The sequence below is a fragment of the Mycobacterium mantenii genome, from assembly GCF_001667865.1.
In the GTDB taxonomy this organism is placed as follows: Bacteria; Actinomycetota; Actinomycetes; order Mycobacteriales; family Mycobacteriaceae; genus Mycobacterium; species Mycobacterium mantenii_A.
Map to the genome: position 1 here is coordinate 1 of NZ_LZJP01000116.1, position 18,165 is coordinate 18,165.

At 66.8% G+C, this 18,165-nt stretch carries 16 protein-coding genes; 5 read left to right on the forward strand and 11 right to left on the reverse strand.

Translation table 11 applies throughout. The features are described from left to right. Nucleotides 1–436: 436 nt before the first annotated feature. Both gltB and A5688_RS22495 read left to right on the forward strand, forming a co-directional pair. Complete coding sequence (gltB, locus tag A5688_RS22490; RefSeq protein WP_067831877.1) at nt 437–5,020, forward strand: glutamate synthase large subunit; 4,584 nt, start codon at nt 437–439, stop codon at nt 5,018–5,020. Further along, on the forward strand, nt 5,013–6,479 hold the full coding sequence (locus tag A5688_RS22495; RefSeq protein WP_067831875.1) for a glutamate synthase subunit beta: 1,467 nt from the start codon (nt 5,013–5,015) through the stop codon (nt 6,477–6,479). The genes gltB and A5688_RS22495 overlap by 8 nt, the downstream gene beginning before the upstream one ends. 394 nt (nt 6,480–6,873) lie before the next feature. Here the strand turns inward: A5688_RS22495 and A5688_RS22500 are convergent, their stop codons facing one another. Continuing rightward, nucleotides 6,874–7,725, reverse strand: a complete 852-nt coding sequence (locus tag A5688_RS22500; protein ID WP_067831872.1) for an LLM class F420-dependent oxidoreductase — start codon at nt 7,723–7,725, stop codon at nt 6,874–6,876. A 50-nt stretch (nt 7,726–7,775) separates the two neighbouring features. On the opposite strand from A5688_RS22500, the gene A5688_RS22505 reads away from it, so the two are divergent. After that, a complete protein-coding gene (locus A5688_RS22505) occupies nt 7,776–8,210 on the forward strand; it encodes a hypothetical protein (RefSeq protein ID WP_067831868.1) in 435 nt (144 codons plus the stop codon). A 22-nt stretch (nt 8,211–8,232) separates the two neighbouring features. Then, nucleotides 8,233–9,240 carry a PHP domain-containing protein gene (locus A5688_RS22510; RefSeq protein ID WP_067831864.1) on the forward strand — a complete coding sequence of 336 codons (1,008 nt, stop codon included), beginning with the start codon at nt 8,233–8,235 and terminating at the stop codon, nt 9,238–9,240. Here A5688_RS22510 and dinB read toward each other — a convergent pair. Together dinB and A5688_RS22520 are read right to left on the reverse strand one after the other, a co-directional pair. Continuing rightward, nucleotides 9,237–10,442: a DNA polymerase IV gene (gene dinB, locus A5688_RS22515; protein WP_067914820.1), complete on the reverse strand. Its 1,206-nt coding sequence runs from the start codon at nt 10,440–10,442 to the stop codon at nt 9,237–9,239. The genes A5688_RS22510 and dinB overlap by 4 nt on opposite strands. Before the next feature lie 30 nt (nt 10,443–10,472). Beyond that, nucleotides 10,473–11,111, reverse strand: a complete 639-nt coding sequence (locus A5688_RS22520; protein ID WP_067831852.1) for a TetR/AcrR family transcriptional regulator — start codon at nt 11,109–11,111, stop codon at nt 10,473–10,475. Between the two features lie 77 nt (nt 11,112–11,188). Between A5688_RS22520 and A5688_RS22525 the strand changes: the two genes are divergently transcribed. Then, nucleotides 11,189–12,658: a flavin-containing monooxygenase gene (locus A5688_RS22525; RefSeq protein WP_067831848.1), complete on the forward strand. Its 1,470-nt coding sequence runs from the start codon at nt 11,189–11,191 to the stop codon at nt 12,656–12,658. Between the two features lie 4 nt (nt 12,659–12,662). Here the strand turns inward: A5688_RS22525 and rraA are convergent, their stop codons facing one another. From rraA to A5688_RS22565, 8 genes are all read right to left on the reverse strand, one after another. After that, nucleotides 12,663–13,157, reverse strand: a complete 495-nt coding sequence (gene rraA, locus A5688_RS22530) for a ribonuclease E activity regulator RraA (protein WP_068268283.1) — start codon at nt 13,155–13,157, stop codon at nt 12,663–12,665. 12 nt (nt 13,158–13,169) lie between these two features. Further along, on the reverse strand, nt 13,170–13,625 hold the full coding sequence (locus A5688_RS22535) for an Rv3852 family protein (RefSeq protein WP_067831837.1): 456 nt from the start codon (nt 13,623–13,625) through the stop codon (nt 13,170–13,172). Nucleotides 13,626–13,738: 113 nt separating this feature from the next. Next, nucleotides 13,739–14,239, reverse strand: a complete 501-nt coding sequence (locus A5688_RS22540; protein WP_067831834.1) for a copper resistance CopC family protein — start codon at nt 14,237–14,239, stop codon at nt 13,739–13,741. Further along, nucleotides 14,236–14,898 carry a YcnI family protein gene (locus A5688_RS22545; RefSeq protein ID WP_067831832.1) on the reverse strand — a complete coding sequence of 221 codons (663 nt, stop codon included), beginning with the start codon at nt 14,896–14,898 and terminating at the stop codon, nt 14,236–14,238. The genes A5688_RS22540 and A5688_RS22545 overlap by 4 nt, the downstream gene beginning before the upstream one ends. A 28-nt stretch (nt 14,899–14,926) precedes the next feature. After that, complete coding sequence (locus A5688_RS22550) at nt 14,927–15,583, reverse strand: DUF6474 family protein (RefSeq protein ID WP_067831830.1); 657 nt, start codon at nt 15,581–15,583, stop codon at nt 14,927–14,929. A gap of 132 nt (nt 15,584–15,715) precedes the next feature. Then, the gene (locus A5688_RS22555; protein WP_067831828.1) at nt 15,716–16,114 is read right to left on the reverse strand and encodes a secretion protein EspR; all 399 of its coding nucleotides are present in this window, start codon (nt 16,112–16,114) and stop codon (nt 15,716–15,718) included. Nucleotides 16,115–16,686: 572 nt separating this feature from the next. Next, nucleotides 16,687–17,220, reverse strand: coding sequence for a peptidase (locus A5688_RS22560; protein ID WP_066991901.1), 534 nt, complete (start codon nt 17,218–17,220; stop codon nt 16,687–16,689). A 193-nt stretch (nt 17,221–17,413) separates the two neighbouring features. Continuing rightward, on the reverse strand, nt 17,414–18,037 hold the full coding sequence (locus A5688_RS22565) for a superoxide dismutase (RefSeq protein ID WP_067831826.1): 624 nt from the start codon (nt 18,035–18,037) through the stop codon (nt 17,414–17,416). Nucleotides 18,038–18,165 lie beyond the last annotated feature (128 nt).

Consider the following 18,165-nt stretch of genomic DNA (forward strand, 5'->3'; position numbering starts at 1 on the left):
GCCCATAACACGCGCAGCAACGTCGCCAGCACGCCCGGGCCCGCATATCAGCAAACTTTCCGTGGCCGACCGCGGTCGCTGGGGACTGTCGGTGATGGGCACGGTCATGCCAAGAATCAACGGCCCCCAGCAGGGGCTTGGTGGAATTGGGGACCACCGGTGGCAGCGAAATTTACGACCCTGCCAGCTGGCGGTTAGACTTGACGAAGTTGGCATGTCAGGCGGGTATTGTCATATCGTTTTACGACTTGTCGAGACCGGTTCCAGGCCACCGTTCAGAGCTGCACGGACATCCCTACCAGGATCATCTCCGCCTGGGGCACAGCCCATCGAGACAAGACCGAAAGGGGTTTTAGCCCGCAACCTCGCGGGTGCGACCCCGTCGGGGCCGCTGCTAAGGGCCGCGCAGAACGTTCAGGTGAAGGGTCAGGTGCATATGACGCCCAAGCGCGTCGGGTTATACAACCCCGCGTTCGAGCACGACGCGTGCGGGGTTGCTTTGGTCGTCGATATGCACGGCCGTCGTAGCCGCGACATCGTGGACAAGGCAATCACTGCGCTGCTGAACCTCGAACACCGGGGTGCCCAGGGCGCCGAGCCGCGCAGCGGTGACGGGGCCGGCATCATGCTCCAGGTCCCGGACGCCTTCCTGCGTGAGGTAGTGGATTTCGAATTGCCGCCCGAAGGCAGCTACGCCACCGGCATCGCGTTCCTGCCGCAGTCGTCCAAGGATGCCGCGACGGCCTGTGCCGCGGTGGAGAAGATCGCCGAAGCCGAGGGCCTGACGGTGCTGGGCTGGCGCAACGTGCCTATCGACGACTCGTCGCTGGGCGCTTTGTCCCGCGACGCGATGCCCACCTTCCGGCAGGTGTTCATGGCGGGCGCATCCGGGATGACGCTCGAGCGCCGCGCCTACGTGGTGCGCAAGCGCGCCGAGCACGAACTGGGCACCAAGGGCCCCGGCCAAGACGGGCCCGGCCGCGAAACCGTCTACTTCCCAAGCCTTTCCGGTCAGACATTCGTCTACAAGGGCATGCTGACCACGCCCCAGCTCAAGGCGTTTTACCTTGACCTGCAAGACGATCGGTTGACCAGCGCGCTGGGTATCGTGCACTCCCGGTTCTCCACCAACACCTTCCCGTCGTGGCCGCTGGCTCATCCGTTCCGCCGCGTCGCGCACAACGGTGAGATCAACACCGTCACCGGAAACGAGAACTGGATGCGGGCCCGCGAGGCGCTGATCAAGACCGACGTTTTCGGTGCCGAATCCGACGTCGAGAAGTTGTTCCCGATCTGTACCCCGGGGGCATCCGACACCGCGCGGTTCGACGAGGTGCTCGAACTGCTGCACCTGGGCGGTCGCAGCCTGGCCCACGCGGTGCTGATGATGATCCCCGAGGCCTGGGAGCGCAACGACTCGATGGACCCCGCCCGGCGGGCGTTCTACCAGTACCACGCCTCGTTGATGGAGCCGTGGGACGGCCCCGCGTCGATTACGTTCACCGATGGAACCATCATCGGCGCGGTGCTCGACCGTAATGGCCTGCGCCCCTCGCGAATTTGGGTCACCGAAGACGGTCTGGTGGTCATGGCCTCCGAGGCCGGCGTGCTGGACCTGGACCCAGCCAAGGTGGTCCGCAGGATGCGGTTGCAGCCCGGCCGCATGTTCCTGGTGGACACCGCGCAGGGCCGCATCGTCTCCGATGAGGAGATCAAGGCCGAGCTGGCCGCCGAGCACCCCTACCAGGAGTGGTTGGACACCAACCTGATCCCGCTCGACGACCTGCCGCAGGGCAACTACAAGCGGATGCCCCACGACCGACTTGTCAAGCGGCAGCAGACATTTGGCTACACCTATGAGGAACTCAACCTCTTGGTCGCACCGATGGTGCGCACCGGTGCAGAACCTATCGGGTCGATGGGTACCGACACTCCGGTCGCGGTGCTCTCGCAACGCCCCCGGATGCTCTACGACTACTTCCAGCAGCTTTTCGCGCAGGTGACCAACCCGCCCCTGGATGCCATCCGCGAGGAGGTGGTGACCAGCCTGCAGGGCACCACCGGCGGTGAGCGCGACCTGCTCACGCCGACCGAGCGTTCGTGTCACCAGATCGCGCTGTCGCAGCCGATTCTGCGTAACCGCGAGCTGGCGAAGCTGATCAACCTCGACCCGGACGCCGAGGTCAATGGCCGCCCGCATGGCATGCGGTCCAAGGTGATTCGCTGCCTGTACCCGGTCGCCGAGGGCGGCGCCGGACTGGCCGCCGCGCTCGAGGAGGTGCGCGCGCAGGCGTCGGCGGCGATCGCTGACGGCGCGCGGGTGATCATCCTGTCGGACCGCGAATCCGACGAACAGATGGCGCCCATTCCGTCGCTGTTGGCGGTCGCGGGCGTGCACCATCACCTGGTGCGCGACCGGACCCGGACCCACGTCGGGCTGGTGGTGGAAACCGGTGACGCCCGCGAGGTTCACCACATGGCCGTTCTGGTCGGCTTCGGTGCCGCGGCGATCAACCCGTACATGGCGTTCGAGTCCATCGAGGACATGCTCGACCGCGGTGTCATCGAAGGCATCGATCGCAAGACTGCGCTGAACAACTACATCAAGGCCGCCGGCAAGGGTGTGCTGAAAGTGATGTCCAAGATGGGCATTTCGACGCTGGCGTCCTACACCGGTGCGCAGTTGTTCCAGGCGGTCGGCATTTCCGAGGACGTGCTCAGCGAGTACTTCACCGGGCTGAGCTGTCCCATCGGCGGTATCACCCTGGACGATATCGCCGCCGACGTCGCCGCCCGGCACGCCCTGGCATATCTGGACCGCCCGGACGAACGGGCCCACCGCGAACTCGAGGTGGGCGGGGAATACCAGTGGCGCCGCGAAGGCGAGTACCACCTGTTCAACCCCGAGACCGTCTTCAAGCTGCAGCACGCGACGCGCACCGGCCAGTACAAGGTGTTCAAGGACTACACCCGGCTGGTCGACGACCAGAGTGAGCGGATGGCGTCCCTGCGCGGCCTGCTCAAGTTCCGGGCCGGGATCAACCAGCCGATTCCACTGGACGAGGTCGAGCCCGCCAGTGAAATCGTCAAGCGCTTCTCGACCGGGGCGATGAGCTACGGCTCGATCTCCGCCGAGGCGCACGAGACGCTGGCCATCGCGATGAACCGGCTGGGCGGCCGGTCCAACAGCGGTGAGGGCGGCGAAGACGTCAAGCGGTTCGACCGTGATCCCAACGGGGACTGGCGCCGTAGCTCGATCAAACAGGTCGCCTCCGGACGGTTCGGCGTCACGTCGCACTACCTGACGAACTGCACCGACATCCAGATCAAGATGGCCCAGGGCGCGAAACCCGGTGAGGGCGGCCAGCTTCCGGGGCACAAGGTATACCCGTGGGTTGCCCAGGTGCGGTACTCCACCCCCGGCGTCGGTCTGATTTCGCCGCCGCCGCACCACGACATCTACTCGATCGAGGACCTGGCACAGCTGATCCACGACCTGAAGAACGCCAACCCGTCCGCGCGCGTGCACGTCAAGCTGGTCTCCGAGAACGGCGTCGGCACGGTGGCCGCGGGGGTGTCCAAGGCCCACGCCGACGTGGTGCTGATCTCCGGGCACGACGGCGGCACCGGCGCGACCCCGCTGACCTCGATGAAGCACGCCGGGGCGCCGTGGGAGCTGGGGCTGGCCGAGACGCAGCAGACGTTGCTGCTCAACGGATTACGCGACCGGATCGTGGTGCAGGTCGACGGCCAGCTCAAGACCGGCCGCGACGTGATGATCGCGGCGCTGCTCGGCGCCGAGGAATTCGGCTTCGCCACTGCGCCGCTGGTGGTCTCCGGCTGCATCATGATGCGGGTCTGCCACCTGGACACCTGCCCGGTCGGGGTGGCCACCCAGAACCCGGTGCTGCGCGAACGCTTCACCGGCAAGCCCGAGTTCGTCGAGAACTTCTTCATGTTCATCGCCGAAGAGGTCCGCGAATACATGGCGCAGTTGGGATTCCGCACCCTCAACGAGGCCGTCGGTCAGGTGAAATCCCTCGATATGACGCTGGCGCGGGCCCATTGGAAGGCGCACCGGCTGGATCTGGCCCCGGTCCTGCACGAGCCGGAATCGGCGTTCATGAACCAGGACCTGTACTGCAGCTCGCGCCAGGACCACGGTCTGGACAAGGCGCTGGACCAGCAGTTGATCGTGATGAGCCGCGAGGCGCTGGACTCCGGAAAGCCGGTGCGGTTCTCCACGACGATCGGCAACGTCAACCGCACGGTGGGCACCATGCTCGGCCACGAGGTCACCAAAGCCTATGGCGCTGAAGGATTGCCGGACGGAACGATCGACATCACCTTCGACGGGTCGGCGGGCAACAGCTTCGGTGCGTTTGTGCCGCGGGGCATCACGCTGCGCGTCTATGGCGACGCCAACGACTATGTCGGCAAAGGCCTGTCCGGTGGCCGGATCGTGGTTCGGCCGTCGGACAACGCACCCCAGGACTACGTCGCCGAGGACAACATCATCGGCGGCAACGTGATCCTGTTCGGCGCGACCAGCGGCGAGGCGTACCTGCGCGGCGTGGTCGGCGAACGATTCGCGGTCCGTAACTCTGGGGCGCACGCCGTCGTCGAGGGCGTCGGGGATCACGGCTGCGAGTACATGACCGGCGGCAAGGTCGTCGTCCTCGGTCGCACCGGCCGTAACTTCGCGGCGGGCATGTCCGGTGGCGTGGCCTACATTTACGATCCGCAGGAAGAATTCCCCGCCAATCTCAACGCGGAGATGGTCGAGCTCGAAAGCTTGGATGAAGATGATTACGAGTGGTTGCACGGCATGATTCAGGCACACGTGGATGCCACCGATTCCGCTGTTGGCCAACGCATTCTGGGTGATTGGCAGCAAGAGCGGTGGCATTTCACCAAGGTGATGCCGCAGGACTACAAGCGGGTGCTGCAGGCCATCGCCGAAGCGGAGCGCGACGGCGTGGATGTCGACAAGGCGATCATGGCGGCCGCGCATGGCTGATCCGAGCGGCTTCCTGAAATACACGCATCGGGAATTGCCGAAGCGTAGGCCTGTCCCGCTGCGGTTGCGCGACTGGCACGAGGTCTACGAGGAATTCGACAACGAGACCCTGCGCGAGCAGGCGACCCGTTGCATGGATTGCGGTATCCCCTTCTGCCACAACGGTTGCCCGCTGGGCAACCTGATCCCGGAGTGGAACGACCTGGTGCGCAGGGACCGGTGGCGTGACGCCATCGAACGGCTGCACGCCACCAACAACTTCCCGGACTTCACCGGGCGGCTGTGCCCGGCGCCCTGCGAGCCGGCCTGTGTGCTCGGCATCAATCAGGACCCGGTGACGATCAAGCAGATCGAGCTGGAGATCATCGACAAGGCCTTCGACGAGGGCTGGGTGCAGCCGTTGCCGCCGGACAAGAAGACCGGCAAAAAGGTCGCCGTGGTCGGTTCCGGGCCCGCGGGTTTGGCCGCCGCCCAGCAGTTGACCCGCGCCGGCCACGCCGTCACCGTCTTCGAGCGGGCCGATCGAATCGGCGGGCTGCTGCGCTACGGAATCCCGGAATTCAAGATGGAAAAGCGTGTCCTCGACCGCCGGCTGGACCAGATGCGGGCGGAGGGCACCGAATTCCAGCCCGGTGTCAACGTCGGGGTCGACGTCACCGCCGAGCAATTACGCGCCGACTTCGACGCCGTGGTGCTGGCCGGCGGTGCCACCGCGGGGCGTGATCTGCCCATCCCCGGCCGCGAACTGGACGGTATTCACCAGGCGATGGAATACCTGCCGTGGGGTAACCGCGTGCAGGAGGGCGACGACGTGCTGGGTCCCGATGGGCAGCCGCCGATCACCGCCAAGGACAAGAAGGTCGTCATCATCGGTGGCGGTGACACCGGGGCCGACTGCCTGGGCACCGCGCACCGCCAGGGCGCGAGCCTCATCCACCAGTTCGAGATCATGCCGCGTCCGCCGGAGACGCGTGCGCCGTCCACCCCGTGGCCGACCTACCCGCTGATGTACCGGGTGTCCTCGGCGCACGAAGAGGGCGGCGAGCGGGTGTTCTCGGTCAACACCGAGCAATTCGTCGGCGAGGACGGTCGCGTGACGGCGCTCAAGGCGCACGAGGTGACCATGGAAGACGGCAAGTTCGTCAAGGTGGAGGGCTCGGAGTTCGAACTCGAGGCGGACTTGGTGTTGCTGGCGATGGGATTCGTCGGCCCCGAGAAGGAGGGCCTGCTCACCGACCTCGGGGTGAAATTCACCGAGCGCGGCAACGTCGCCCGCGGCGCCGATTTCGACACGTCGGTTCCGGGCGTCTTCGTCGCCGGTGACATGGGTCGTGGCCAGTCGCTGATCGTCTGGGCGATAGCTGAGGGCAGGGCCGCCGCGGCCGCGGCGGACCGGTTCCTGATGGGGTCGACCGCGCTGCCGGCGCCGGTCAAGCCCACCGCGGTACCGCTTCAGTAGTAACACCAGTCACACCAGAAACACGACCGGCTTCGCCCGGCGAGTCTCCCACTGTTTGCCAGACGGCGGGTGTCTAATAGGTCGTTGTGAGCCCGCTCACATGGGGGTCATACCGGTTCAACGGTTGGACAGACCGATCGCAGGAGAGATTCTTGTGCATATCCACCCATTACCTCAGTCACGGATGGGGCGAATCGCCTGGTCATGGTTGCGCCACCCGGTGAAAAGTCGTGAGTTTCCCGCCAAGCACGAGCGTCTGGTGACCGCTCAGGATTTGCTGCTGTTCGGTGCGTGATCGCCCGATCGGCGCCCCCGCTCGGGCGCTGTGGGTTTGCTCAAAGTGCACCCGGCGGGTTTTTCGCCGGACGACCCCGAATGCGCCGTGAAAACGGCGTCACCGCGTCCATAGACCCGAGTCGCGGATCGCCTCGGCGAGCGGCTCGAGCACGGCCGGGTCGTGCGGCGGGGGAAGGTAGACGATGCCCAGATCCAAGCCCTCGGCGGCCAGCTTGGCGGCGTCCTCGATGACCTTCCCGTAGTTGAGGTCCGGCTCCAGGCGCAGGTGCGCCGAGAGCGTGATTTCCTTGGGATCGCGGCCGATGTCCGCGCAGTGCGAGGCCAGGACGTCACGCTTGTGGGCGAAGACGTCGGGCGGACCGCCCACGAAATTCCAGTGCTGGGCGTAGCGGGCGGTGATCCGCAGCGTGCGCTTTTCGCCGCTGCCGCCGATGCAGATCGGCGGGTGCGGCCGCTGCGGGCCCTTGGGCTCGTTGCGCGCCCCCTTGAGCTGGTAGAACTTGCCGTCGAAGTCGGTGGTGTCCCGGCTGAGCAGGTTGGTCAGCACCTCGCACGCCTCCTCGAAGCGGTCGAAGCGTTCCTTGATGCTGCCCAGCTCGATGCCGTAGGCGCCGGACTCCTCCTCGTTCCAGCCGGCGCCGATGCCCAGCTCGAGCCGTCCGTTCGAGATGATGTCGAGGGCGGCCGCCATGTTGGCCAGCACCGCGGGGTGGCGGTAGTGGATCCCGGTGACCAGGGTGCCCACCCGCAGCCGCTTGGTGGCCTGCGCGAGTGCGGTCAATGTTGTCCAGCCCTCCAGGCAGGGCCCGCTGCTGTCGGAAAAGATCGGATAGAAGTGGTCGAACGTCCACCCGGATTCGTAGACCTCGATGTCGTCGGCCGCTTGCCAGACGGCCAGCATCTGAACCCAGGTGGTGTTTTGCGGAGAAGTCTTGAACGCGAATCGCATGCCCTCGACGTTAGCCGGTCTTTATGAAGGGCAACTAAACTCAAGCCGCGATGACTTGTGGCTCCCTCGGAATAGACACCAAGATCACCCTGCTGGCGGCGGGCCTGATCTTCCTGCTCGCGCTCGTCCTGGGCGTGTGGAAATACCGCGAGATGATGGTCTCGGAGACCCACCTCGCCCATCCCTACGTCGACATCGCGCACCGCGCGGCGCTGCTGTATTCGTTCGCGACGCTGCTGCTCGCGGTCTTCGTGCAGCTGAGCGACTGGCCGGTATGGGTGAACCTGACCGCGGCAGGCGTGGTCATCTTCTTCTTCGTCGGCGCCATCCTCGCCTACATCAGCCACGGCGCGCGGCGCGACACCGTCAACCAATTCGAAAACGCCGACGGGCGAATCGCACTGGCGATGGCGTTACTGATCGCCGGGGAGATCGGCGGGTTCTGCGTGCTGCTCGCCGGATTCGTCGCCGGCCAGCTCATCTGATCGAGGCGGGCACACTGGAGTCATGGATCCGGTAGCGGCGTTACGGCAGATCGCCTACTTCAAGGACCGCAGCCGCCACGATCCCCGACGCGTAATGGCCTATCGCAACGCGGCCGACATCATCGAGGGCCTGGACGACGCGGCCCGCGAGCGGCACGGCCAGGCCAACAGCTGGCAGTCGCTGCCGGGGATCGGCCCCAAGACCGCCAAGGTCATCGACCAGGCGTGGTCGGGCCGCGAGCCCGACCTGCTGGTCGAACTCCGTTCCACCGCAGAAGATCTCGGCGGCGGCGACATCCGTGCAGCGCTCCGCGGTGACCTGCACCTGCACTCCAACTGGTCCGACGGCTCGGCGCCGATCGAGGAAATGATGGCCTCGGCGGCGGCGCTGGGCCACGAGTACTGCGCGCTCACCGACCATTCACCCCGGCTGACCATCGCCAACGGCCTCTCACCGGAGCGGTTACGCAAGCAGCTCGACGTGATCGAGGGGCTCCAAGAGAAGTTCGCGCCGATGCGCATCCTGACCGGAATCGAGGTCGACATCCTCGACGACGGCAGCCTCGATCAGGAGCCCGAGCTCCTAGAACGCCTCGACGTGGTGGTGGCCAGCGTGCATTCCAAGTTGTCGATGGACACCGCCGCGATGACCCGGCGCATGCTGCGCGCGGTCGAAAACCCGCACGCCGACGTGCTGGGTCACTGCACCGGCCGGCTGGTGTCCGGGAATCGCGGCATCCGGCCGGAATCCAAGTTCGACGCCGAGGCGGTGTTCACCGCATGCCGCGATCACGGCACCGCGGTGGAGATCAACTCGCGGCCCGAGCGGCGCGATCCGCCGAGCCGGCTGCTGAACCTGGCGCTGGAGATCGGTTGCGTGTTCACCATCGACACCGACGCGCACGCGCCCGGCCAGCTCGATTTTCTCGGCTACGGCGCCCAGCGCGCGTTGGACGCGGGCGTTCCCGTCGAGCGGATCGTGAACACCTGGCCGGCCGAGCGGCTGCTGGAGTGGGCGGGCTCCAGCTAGTCGGGCAGGTGCGGCATCTCGAAGCCCGCGTCGCGGCCGACCAAAACCGCGGGTGTGAGGGCGGATTTGCCATACCGATCTCGCACCCGGTCGATCGCCGCGTCGATTGCGAGCCTGTTCTCGTCGTCGGCGAACGGCAGCATCAGTTGCTGGGAGCCGCTGTGGTCGACGCCCGACACCGCGAAGCCGACCAACGTCAGGCCGCGCTGCGCGATGAGCGGTGTCGCCGCGGCGACCAGTTGGCGGGCGGCGGCCAGCAGCGGCACCGTGGCGGACGTGGACCACGGCAACGTATGCGATCGGGTTGCCCGGGTGAAATCGTCGAATCGCAGCCGCAGCACGACCGTGCGACCGGTGCGCCCGGCGGCGCGCATGCGCCCGGTGATGCGGTCGATCAGGTTGACCACCACGGCGTCGATCTCGTTAGCCGACATGGTGTTTCCGGCGCGCCCGAGCGCCCGCTGGGCGCCGACTGAGCGGCGACGGACGCCGGTGGTCACCCGGCGGCGGTCGATGTTGCGGGACAGCGCGTACAACTGGCGGCCCATTGCCCCGCCCACCATGGAGCCCAGCGCCGACTCGCTGAGCTCGGCGACGTCGGCGACGGTCACCACGCCGTGCGCGCGCAGCTTCTCGGCGGTCACCGCGCCCACGCCCCAGAGCCGGCGCACCGGCAGCGGCCGCAGGAAGGTGAGCTCCTGATCGGGCGGCACCAGCAGCAAGCCGTCGGGCTTGGCCTCCTGGCTGGCCACCTTGGCGAGGAATTTCGTCCGGGCGACGCCGACGGTGATCGGCAGCCCGACGCGGTTACGCACGTCCGCGCGCAGCCGCTCGGCGATCGCCACCGGCGTGCCGCTGACCCGGCGCAGCCCGCCGACGTCGAGGAAGGCTTCGTCCACCGACAGCGCCTCGACGATCGGGGAGCAGTCCCGGAACACCTCGAAGACGGCCTCACTGGCGCGCGAATAGGCGCTCATCCGCGGGGGCACCACGACGGCGTGCGGACACAGCCGTCGCGCCTGCGACCCGCCCATGGCCGTGCGCACGCCGTAGGCCTTGGCCTCGTAGCTCGCGGCCAGCACCACGCCGCCGCCCACGATCACCGGGCGGCCGCGCAACGTCGGGTCGTCACGCTGTTCGACGGACGCGTAGAAGGAATCGAGGTCCGCGTGCAGGATGGACGCATCGCTCCGCACGAACATATGTTCGCATAGGGGGCCGACAGGCCGGGTTCAGCAGGCGTCGCCGTAGACGCTGCTGACCCAGATGTGCACCAGCGTGTCGAGCAATTGCTCGCTGGGCACCGACGGCCGCCCGTCGGCGAACGAACTGAGCATGACCTTCTCGTTGAGCAGGTTCAGCGCCGCCGACAGGTTGCGCGCCGGCAGTGTCACCGGCGCGGCGCCGCGGGCGCGTTCGGCCTCGATCACGGTGGTGGTGTGGTCGACCCATTTCTGCATGAACCGCGACCACAGGACATCGACGTCCTTGTTGATGCGCGCGGCGTCGGCGGCCAGTGACACCGCGCGATGTGCGCCGAACGTCTCGACGAACACGTTGATCCCGATGCGCCACAACGCTTTCAGGTCCGCCGGCGGATCGGCGACCATGGCCTCCAGTGCGGAGTCGGCCTCCACGATCACGCGCTCGAACAGGGTCAGCAGCACCGCGTCCTTGGACGGGAAGTAGAAGTAGAACGTCGGGCGGGACAGGCCGGCCCCCTTGGCCAGGTCGTCGACGGAGATGTCGGCGAGCGGGCGCTCGCGCAGCAACTGTTCCGCGGTGGCCAGAATGGCCAGTTCGCGATCGTCGCCGGACGGGCGCGCCGAACGCCTGCCCCGATGGGCGCGGGCGGAACCGAGGGTAGACACGGTCGCTACTTTACACGTTGTTGAAAGTTTCGACACGGTGTTGACTGGCTCAACACCGCGTTGATAACGTTGGTCTCATGACTGAGCACCTTGACGTCCTCATCGTGGGCGCCGGTATCTCCGGCATCAGCGCGGCCTGGCACCTGCAGGACCGCTGCCCCACGAAGAGCTACGCCATCCTGGAACGCCGCGCCGACCTGGGCGGAACCTGGGACCTGTTCAAGTACCCGGGCATCCGGTCGGACTCGGACATGTTCACGCTGGGCTTCCGGTTCAAGCCCTGGCGCTCGGCGAAGTCGATCGCCGACGGCGCCTCGATCAAGGCCTACATCAAGGAGGCCGCGGTCGAGAACCGGATCGAGCCGAAGATCCGCTACCGCCACCGGGTGGTGGCCGCCGACTGGTCCGACACCGACAACCGCTGGAACCTGATCGTCGAGAACGACGGTCGGCAGAGCGAGATGACGTGTTCGTTCCTGTTCGCCTGCACCGGCTACTACAACTACGACGAGGGCTTCTCGCCGACCTTCCCGGGCGAGGACGACTTCGGGGGCACCATCGTCCATCCGCAGCACTGGCCCGAGGACCTCGACTACGCGGGCAAGCGGATCGTCGTCATCGGATCCGGTGCCACCGCGATCACCCTGATTCCCGCCTTGGTGAACTCGGGCGCGGGTCACGTGACGATGCTGCAGCGCTCGCCGACCTATATCGGCTCGCTGCCCGGCGTCGATCCGTTTGCCGAGAAGGCCAACCGACTGTTGCCCGACCGCCTCGCCCACATGGCCAACCGCTGGAAAGCCATCGCGTTCAGCACCTTCCAATATCAGCTGTCCCGCAAGGCGCCTGCCTACATGCGCAAGACCTTGATGACGATGGCGCAGCGGCGTCTGCCGGAGGGCTACGACGTCGAAAAGCACTTCGGCCCGCGCTACAACGTTTGGGACGAGCGGTTGTGCCTGGCGCCCGACGGCGACTTCTTCCGGACCATCCGGCACGGCAAGGCCGACGTCGTCACCGACACCATCGAGCGGTTCACCAAGACCGGCATCAAGCTCGCCTCGGGTGAAGAGTTGGCCGCCGACATCATCGTCACCGCAACGGGATTGAACATGCAGTTGCTGGGTGGGGTGAAGCCCACCCGCAACGGCGAGGACATCGACCTGACCTCGTTGATGACCTACAAGGGCCTGATGTTCTCCGGTGTGCCGAACTTCGCCATCACATTCGGCTACACGAACGCGTCATGGACGCTGAAGGCCGACCTGGTCTCCGAATTCGTCTGCCGCGTGCTGAACTATATGGACGCCAACGGGTTTGACTTCGTGGAGCCGCAGCAGCCCGGCAACGACGTCGACGAGCTGCCGTTCATGGACTTCACTCCGGGCTACTTCCGGCGCTCGATGCACCTGCTGCCCAAGTCGGGGTCCCGGGCGCCGTGGCGGCTCAAGCAGAACTACTTCATCGACATGCGCACGATCCGGCGCGGCAAGGTCGACGAAGAGGGCTTGAAGTTCGCGAAAAAGCGCGCCCCGGTAGGGGTTTAACGGTTTACTCTCCTGCGGCGACGACGACGAGAGCGTCGTCGTCGCTGTAGGCGATCTGGCCCGGCACGAATGTCACCCCGCCCAGGGTGACCTCGACGTCGCGCTCGCCAGCGCCGGTCTTGGTGCTCTTACGGGGGTTGGTGCCCAACGCCTTGATGCCGATGTCGATGCCCCGCAACGTGGCGGAATCGCGTACCGCGCCGTTGACGATGAGCCCCGCCCAGCCGTTGGAGCGGGCCAACTCGGCGATGACGTCGCCGACCAGCGCGGTGTGCAGGGAGCCGCCGCCGTCGATGACCAATACCCCGCCCCGGCCCGGCTCCGAGAGCACCGATTTGAGCAGTGCGTTGTCCTGAAAACATCGCACGGTGCTGATCGGCCCGGCGAATTCGGCCCGACCGCCCATCTGGCGGAATTGCACGTCGCAGCTGCTTACGTCGGGACCGATGCTGTCGACGAGGTCGGCCGTCGGCCGGAACGACACCGTTACTTCTGACATGTACCCGGCGGCTCAGCGGCGTCGCAGCTGGCGAATGAGCAGGATGGCCAGCAGGCTGACGGCCAGGGCGACGATCAGCGGCAACGGAAACTGGCCGGCCGCGGAGTCCGCGACCTCGCGAGAGACGGGGTTGTTGGCCGCCTCCACGGTGGACTTCGCCTGGGCGGCAGCGTCTTTGGCGGCGGCGGTGAGGTCGCCGTTGGTTTCTACCCGCTGCTGCACGTCCAGCGGCGGCTGCTCGGCCGGCCGCTCGGGAGGCTTGGGCGGCGCGGGTTCGGCGTTCTTCGCCGGCGCCTTCTTGACGGGTGCTTTCTTGGCGGGTGCTTTTTTAGCGGGCGCCTTCTTCGCAGGTGCCTTCTTGGCCGGCGCTTTCGCGGTCTTTTTCGCCGCCTTGGCGGGCGGTTTCTTCTCCGGCGGGGTGCCGGCGCCGTCGGGTGCGCTGTTGGTTGGGTCCTGCGGGTCTGCCATGCGGCCGCTCCTTGAGCATCCTCGGTCGTGATTCCCCTGGCTCACCGGGTTCAAGGTCCCATCATGCCAGGACGCGTCGCGGCCCTTCGGTCACCGGTCGCCGCCCACCGTTCTCACCGACGGCCCCGCGCCGCCCACCATGCGCCGAAGGCGACGAGTGCCACCGCGACCGCCACGAATGGCCAGACCGGCAGCGCGCCGCGGCCGTCGGGGCGTGCCGCCGGTGGCCCGGGCGTGCCGGTGCCGGGCACCGTGAGCCGAAACGACCAGGATCCGGACACCACGTGGCCATCGGCGGACGTCACCCGGTAGTTCACCGTGTACGTCCCCGCCGGCCCGAGCGCGCGCACGGCGATGCCGACCACCGCGCCCTGCACGGTCGGTTCCCCGGTGGACCACACGTTGCCGTCGGGCCCGATCACGGTCATGGCGGCGAACGTGGTTTGCAGCTGCTCGTTGAAGGTGGCGCTCACCCGCTGGGGACCGCTCGCCAGCGCCGCATCGGCCGCGGGATCGGTGGATACGCGGGTGGCATGCGCCGACGCGGCCGGCGCGACCAGGGTGGCGATCACGAGCATGACGCCGACGCACACACCAACCGCCAGGCGCTTCATGCCCGCCGGCGGATCAGTGCGATCGCGACGCCCGCAGCGGCGAGCACCAGAGCGCCGCCGCCCAGTAGCCGCGCGGTGTTGTCGGCGGCATCCGGCCGCGCGGGCGCGGAGTCGGGTGAATCGTGGTGTTGGTGTGGGCCCGCCGGCCCGCCGGTGAGGGTGAGCGTGGGTACCGGGTGCTCCGGCTCGCTCCCGTCGGGCCGCGGGGGCTGATCCCAGTTCACCACCGTCCCATCGGAGTAGGTCTGCGCGGCCGGGAAGCTGACGGTGTCGGTGTCGGGCAGCTTGACCGACAGCCGAAACAGGGCGAATTGGTCTACCCCGATTCCGCCGGTGAGGGCGGCCGTCCACGTGACCGAGCGCACGGTGCCCGACGCCGCGTCACGGTCGAGCCTGGCCGTCCAGCCCGGCAAGCTCTCGGTGCGCGCGGACGCCACGTTGGGCAGCGTGATGGTCAGCGCGGTGGTGAGCGCGCCCGTGTTCGATTCGTTGGGCACCTGGAACGTGACGATCGCCATGCCGCCACGCACGGCGTTGTCGCTGCTGGCATGCACGTGTGCCCACGCGGCGGGGGTGTGGGCCGCGGCTCCGACGTATAGGGCGACGGCCGCGGTCACCGCGATCAGGGTGCGCGAGATCCAGCTGCCGATGATTGTCATGCCGGGGGCGCTGCCTTCCGTGTCGCGGTCAGCTCAGCCCGAGCCGGGCCATCAGGTCCGCCTCGATCCCGTCGAGCTGCGACGCGATCGCGGCGTGCGCCGCCCGGCGCCGCGCGGCCGGCATGTTCTCCGCGGCGGTGACCGCCGCCGACAGATCGGTGAGGCGTTCGGCGATGGCAGACACGAACTGCTTGGTCTCGGCGTCCTTGGGCTTCTTGTCCTGCACCATTCGCAGCGACTTTTCCGCGCCGGCGATGCGGGCCGACAACTGGGCGCCGTGACCGGAGAACTGACCGATCTGCGCCAGCGGAATGCCGAGCTGATCCGCCCGACGCTGATCGACCAGCGCGCGGGCCGCGACGGCCGCCCGGTAGATGAGCGGGGTGAGGATCGGCGCGAGCAGCCGAGACACCGTCAGCACCCGGCGAATCCGTGTCGGCGAGAAGATCTTGCCCTCCCGTGCGGCTTTGAGTTCGGCCTCGGCGACCTTCAGCGCGTTACGGTCGCTGTCTCGTTGCGCCTTGATCTGCGCTCGCAGCGCCCTGGCCTCCGCCCGTTGCGCGGATTTGGCACGGCGAACCTCGTTCTTCGCCGCCAGTTTGGCCTCGAGCTTCGCGCGGGTCTTGATCGCGCGGACTTCGGCGCGACGCGTCGCGCGGCTTTTTCGCTTGCGGAACAAGGCCATTCCCGGCCGCCTCCCGATCATCTCGTGGACCAGCGCTCTCGCGGTTGCGCGATCCGCTGAGCCAACCCTAATCGGAATGGGCGGGCGGCAGCCCTCCAGGGCAGGCCCGACGGCCGGTGCGGGGCGTGGGCGTCAGGCGTCTAGGTGCTCGGCCCGGCGCAGCTCGTTGACCCGCTCCATGACCTCACGCTGCGCTTCGGGGGACAGCTCGGCCGTGCGCACCGCGATGCGGCGCACGTTGTCGTCGCGCGTCGTGGCCAGCCACGACAATTCGCTGTCGAGCTTCTCGTAGTACTCGTCGTCGGTGAAGTAGGCCGACTTGATGCGGAAGAAGTTGGCCAAAGCGGCCATGGTCGCCGTCGACGGGTTGGTGCGGTTGCCGGAACGCAACTGGGAGAGGTAGGGAGCCGACATCGTTATGCCCTCCGCCTTGAGCGCCGCGATGACTTCCGCGGACGTGTGCGGCCCGCGTCCCGGCGGATACACCGTGTCGAACAGGCGGTTCAGGCGAGCAGCGAACGTCGTGCTCATTAGATATGACCTCCACTGGGCTGTAGAAGTGAACTATTACCTAGGTGTATTTGCTGATCATGGTAGCGAGGCTTGGTGACCCTAACCAGGTGCAAACACCGGGGGATTACCGATCGGCATAGCTGACGCCGGCGACCTCCCCACTTGACGAGCGTCTAACTGATTCGCTGGGGTGTCCACTAAATCCATAAAACTCACAGGTTATCCGCAGAATTGGACGTCCGTTCCGAAGTGGCGGGCGGACGAACTGCTGACGGGCGCGATAATATGCCAGGACGTGCTCGGCAATCGCACCGCAACGGGTCTGCAAGCCGGGGCGATTTAGCGCACCCTTTGCTGCCGAGCGCGAAACGGAGCCGGAAATTGCGGCGCTGCCCGGTTGACGGCTGCCGGTCACCGGTTGTCGAGGCGCCGTTAACTTACCCGCGGATCCGGTGGTCGCGCCCTCGACGAGGGCGACGAGTATGCCGCGCCACATCGTCCCCGCCACCCTGGACCAGGGCCACGGTCAGGAAGGCGAATCGCGGTTCGCACACTCGCGGCGTGGCCCCGAACTGTGTCCGGACGCGTCGTTACGCCGCGAGCAGCATCGCCAATATGGCCGTATCGGGGTGACTGATCGGGTCGACGCCGACCCGGCTCACCATCGAAGTGATGGTGCCGTCGGCCTCTGCCTCCACCCACGCCGCCCGATGCTCGAGTCCGAGGTAAGGCAAGCCGGGCAGCAATACGCATCCCGACGCCGCCCCGGTGCATTCGGGTAGCGACGGCGTGGTCTCCGAGGGCGGGTGCAGCATGAGTAGAGCCGGCGGCTGATGTTCTGCGAAATAGCCTGGTTGAATGGCCGACTCACCAAATACCGTGCCCTCGGCCAGCACCAGGCCAACCGTGCCCGGTTCGGGTTCGTCCGGCAATTCCTCGCGGGCGCCGAAGACCGTTGTGGTGGAGAGCAATCCGGGCAACGACGCGATCCTGACCGCGACCATGAGCAGCTGGGCCCATTCTTTCGTCGAATCGGGCCACCGCCCGGAGATCACGAAACCTTTCAAGGCGCCACGGGAATGGAACGGGGAAACCCCGATAGGCCGATCTGACCCAGTTTCCATTTCGACCTCCGCGCGACGCCTCCACCTGGAATAACCACACTGGTAAGTCCGAATCATCAAGCATGCCCGCGGCTCAGGCGCCGTGCAACACGACACGGTGAGCGGCGCAGACGTTGTCACGCAATCGAAATGGGTCAGACAAACGACTGGGGCGCCGCGCAACCGCGCGACGCCCCCGCCGATCGAAACAAAGTCAGCCGAAGATCAGTCCCTGGGTTTTCGAGGTAGCGGCCGCGTACCGCTTCTGCACGTCCGCCCAGTTGACGACATTCCAGAACGCCTTGACGTAATCCGCCTTGACGTTCTTGTACTGCAGGTAGAACGCGTGTTCCCACATGTCCACCTGAAGCAAGGGGATGATGCCGAGCGGAACGTTGGCCTGCTGGTCGTAGAGCTGGAAGGTCAGCAGCCGGCTGCCGAGGGTGTCATAGCCCAGGACCGCCCACCCCGAACCCTGCAGGCCGTTGGCGGCCGCGCTGAACTGTGCGCGGAATCGGTCGAACGACCCGAACGCGTCGTCGATCGCGGCGGCCAATTCGCCGGTCGGCTTGTCGCCGCCTTCCGGCGACAGGTTCTTCCACCAGATCGAGTGGTTGACGTGGCCACCCAAGTGGAAGGCGAGGTTCTTTTCGTTCAGGAAGATCGCAGCGTGGTCCTCGTTGGCGCGAGCCTCTTCGAGCTTGGACAGAGCGTCGTTCACGCCTTTGACATAGGTGGCGTGGTGCTTACTGTGGTGGATTTCGTTGATCTGCCCCGAGATGTGCGGTTCCAACGCTGCATAGTCCCAGTCCAGGTCGGGCAGGGTGTATTCAGCCACGGCGTTCCTTTCTTCGATTATCGTCTTGACGCTCAGTCGCGCGGCGCCGCCTCACGGCGGCCAGCCGTTAACAACCCTGCTCCATGACCGCGCGCTCCGCAAGAACGACCCTTGTGAGCCGGAACGCG

Excerpts from the sequence above, each read along its gene's own strand:
- gltB (WP_067831877.1), top strand. The coding sequence starts at position 437 with ATGACGCCCAAGCGCGTCGGGTTATACAACCCCGCGTTCGAGCACGAC.
- A5688_RS22495 (WP_067831875.1), top strand. The coding sequence starts at position 5,013 with ATGGCTGATCCGAGCGGCTTCCTGAAATACACGCATCGGGAATTGCCG.
- A5688_RS22500 (WP_067831872.1), bottom strand. The coding sequence starts at position 7,725 with ATGCGATTCGCGTTCAAGACTTCTCCGCAAAACACCACCTGGGTTCAG.
- A5688_RS22505 (WP_067831868.1), top strand. The coding sequence starts at position 7,776 with ATGACTTGTGGCTCCCTCGGAATAGACACCAAGATCACCCTGCTGGCG.
- A5688_RS22510 (WP_067831864.1), top strand. The coding sequence starts at position 8,233 with ATGGATCCGGTAGCGGCGTTACGGCAGATCGCCTACTTCAAGGACCGC.
- dinB (WP_067914820.1), bottom strand. The coding sequence starts at position 10,442 with ATGTTCGTGCGGAGCGATGCGTCCATCCTGCACGCGGACCTCGATTCC.
- A5688_RS22525 (WP_067831848.1), top strand. The coding sequence starts at position 11,189 with ATGACTGAGCACCTTGACGTCCTCATCGTGGGCGCCGGTATCTCCGGC.
- rraA (WP_068268283.1), bottom strand. The coding sequence starts at position 13,157 with ATGTCAGAAGTAACGGTGTCGTTCCGGCCGACGGCCGACCTCGTCGAC.
- A5688_RS22535 (WP_067831837.1), bottom strand. The coding sequence starts at position 13,625 with ATGGCAGACCCGCAGGACCCAACCAACAGCGCACCCGACGGCGCCGGC.
- A5688_RS22540 (WP_067831834.1), bottom strand. The coding sequence starts at position 14,239 with ATGAAGCGCCTGGCGGTTGGTGTGTGCGTCGGCGTCATGCTCGTGATC.
- A5688_RS22545 (WP_067831832.1), bottom strand. The coding sequence starts at position 14,898 with ATGACAATCATCGGCAGCTGGATCTCGCGCACCCTGATCGCGGTGACC.
- A5688_RS22550 (WP_067831830.1), bottom strand. The coding sequence starts at position 15,583 with ATGGCCTTGTTCCGCAAGCGAAAAAGCCGCGCGACGCGTCGCGCCGAA.
- A5688_RS22555 (WP_067831828.1), bottom strand. The coding sequence starts at position 16,114 with ATGAGCACGACGTTCGCTGCTCGCCTGAACCGCCTGTTCGACACGGTG.
- A5688_RS22560 (WP_066991901.1), bottom strand. The coding sequence starts at position 17,220 with ATGGAAACTGGGTCAGATCGGCCTATCGGGGTTTCCCCGTTCCATTCC.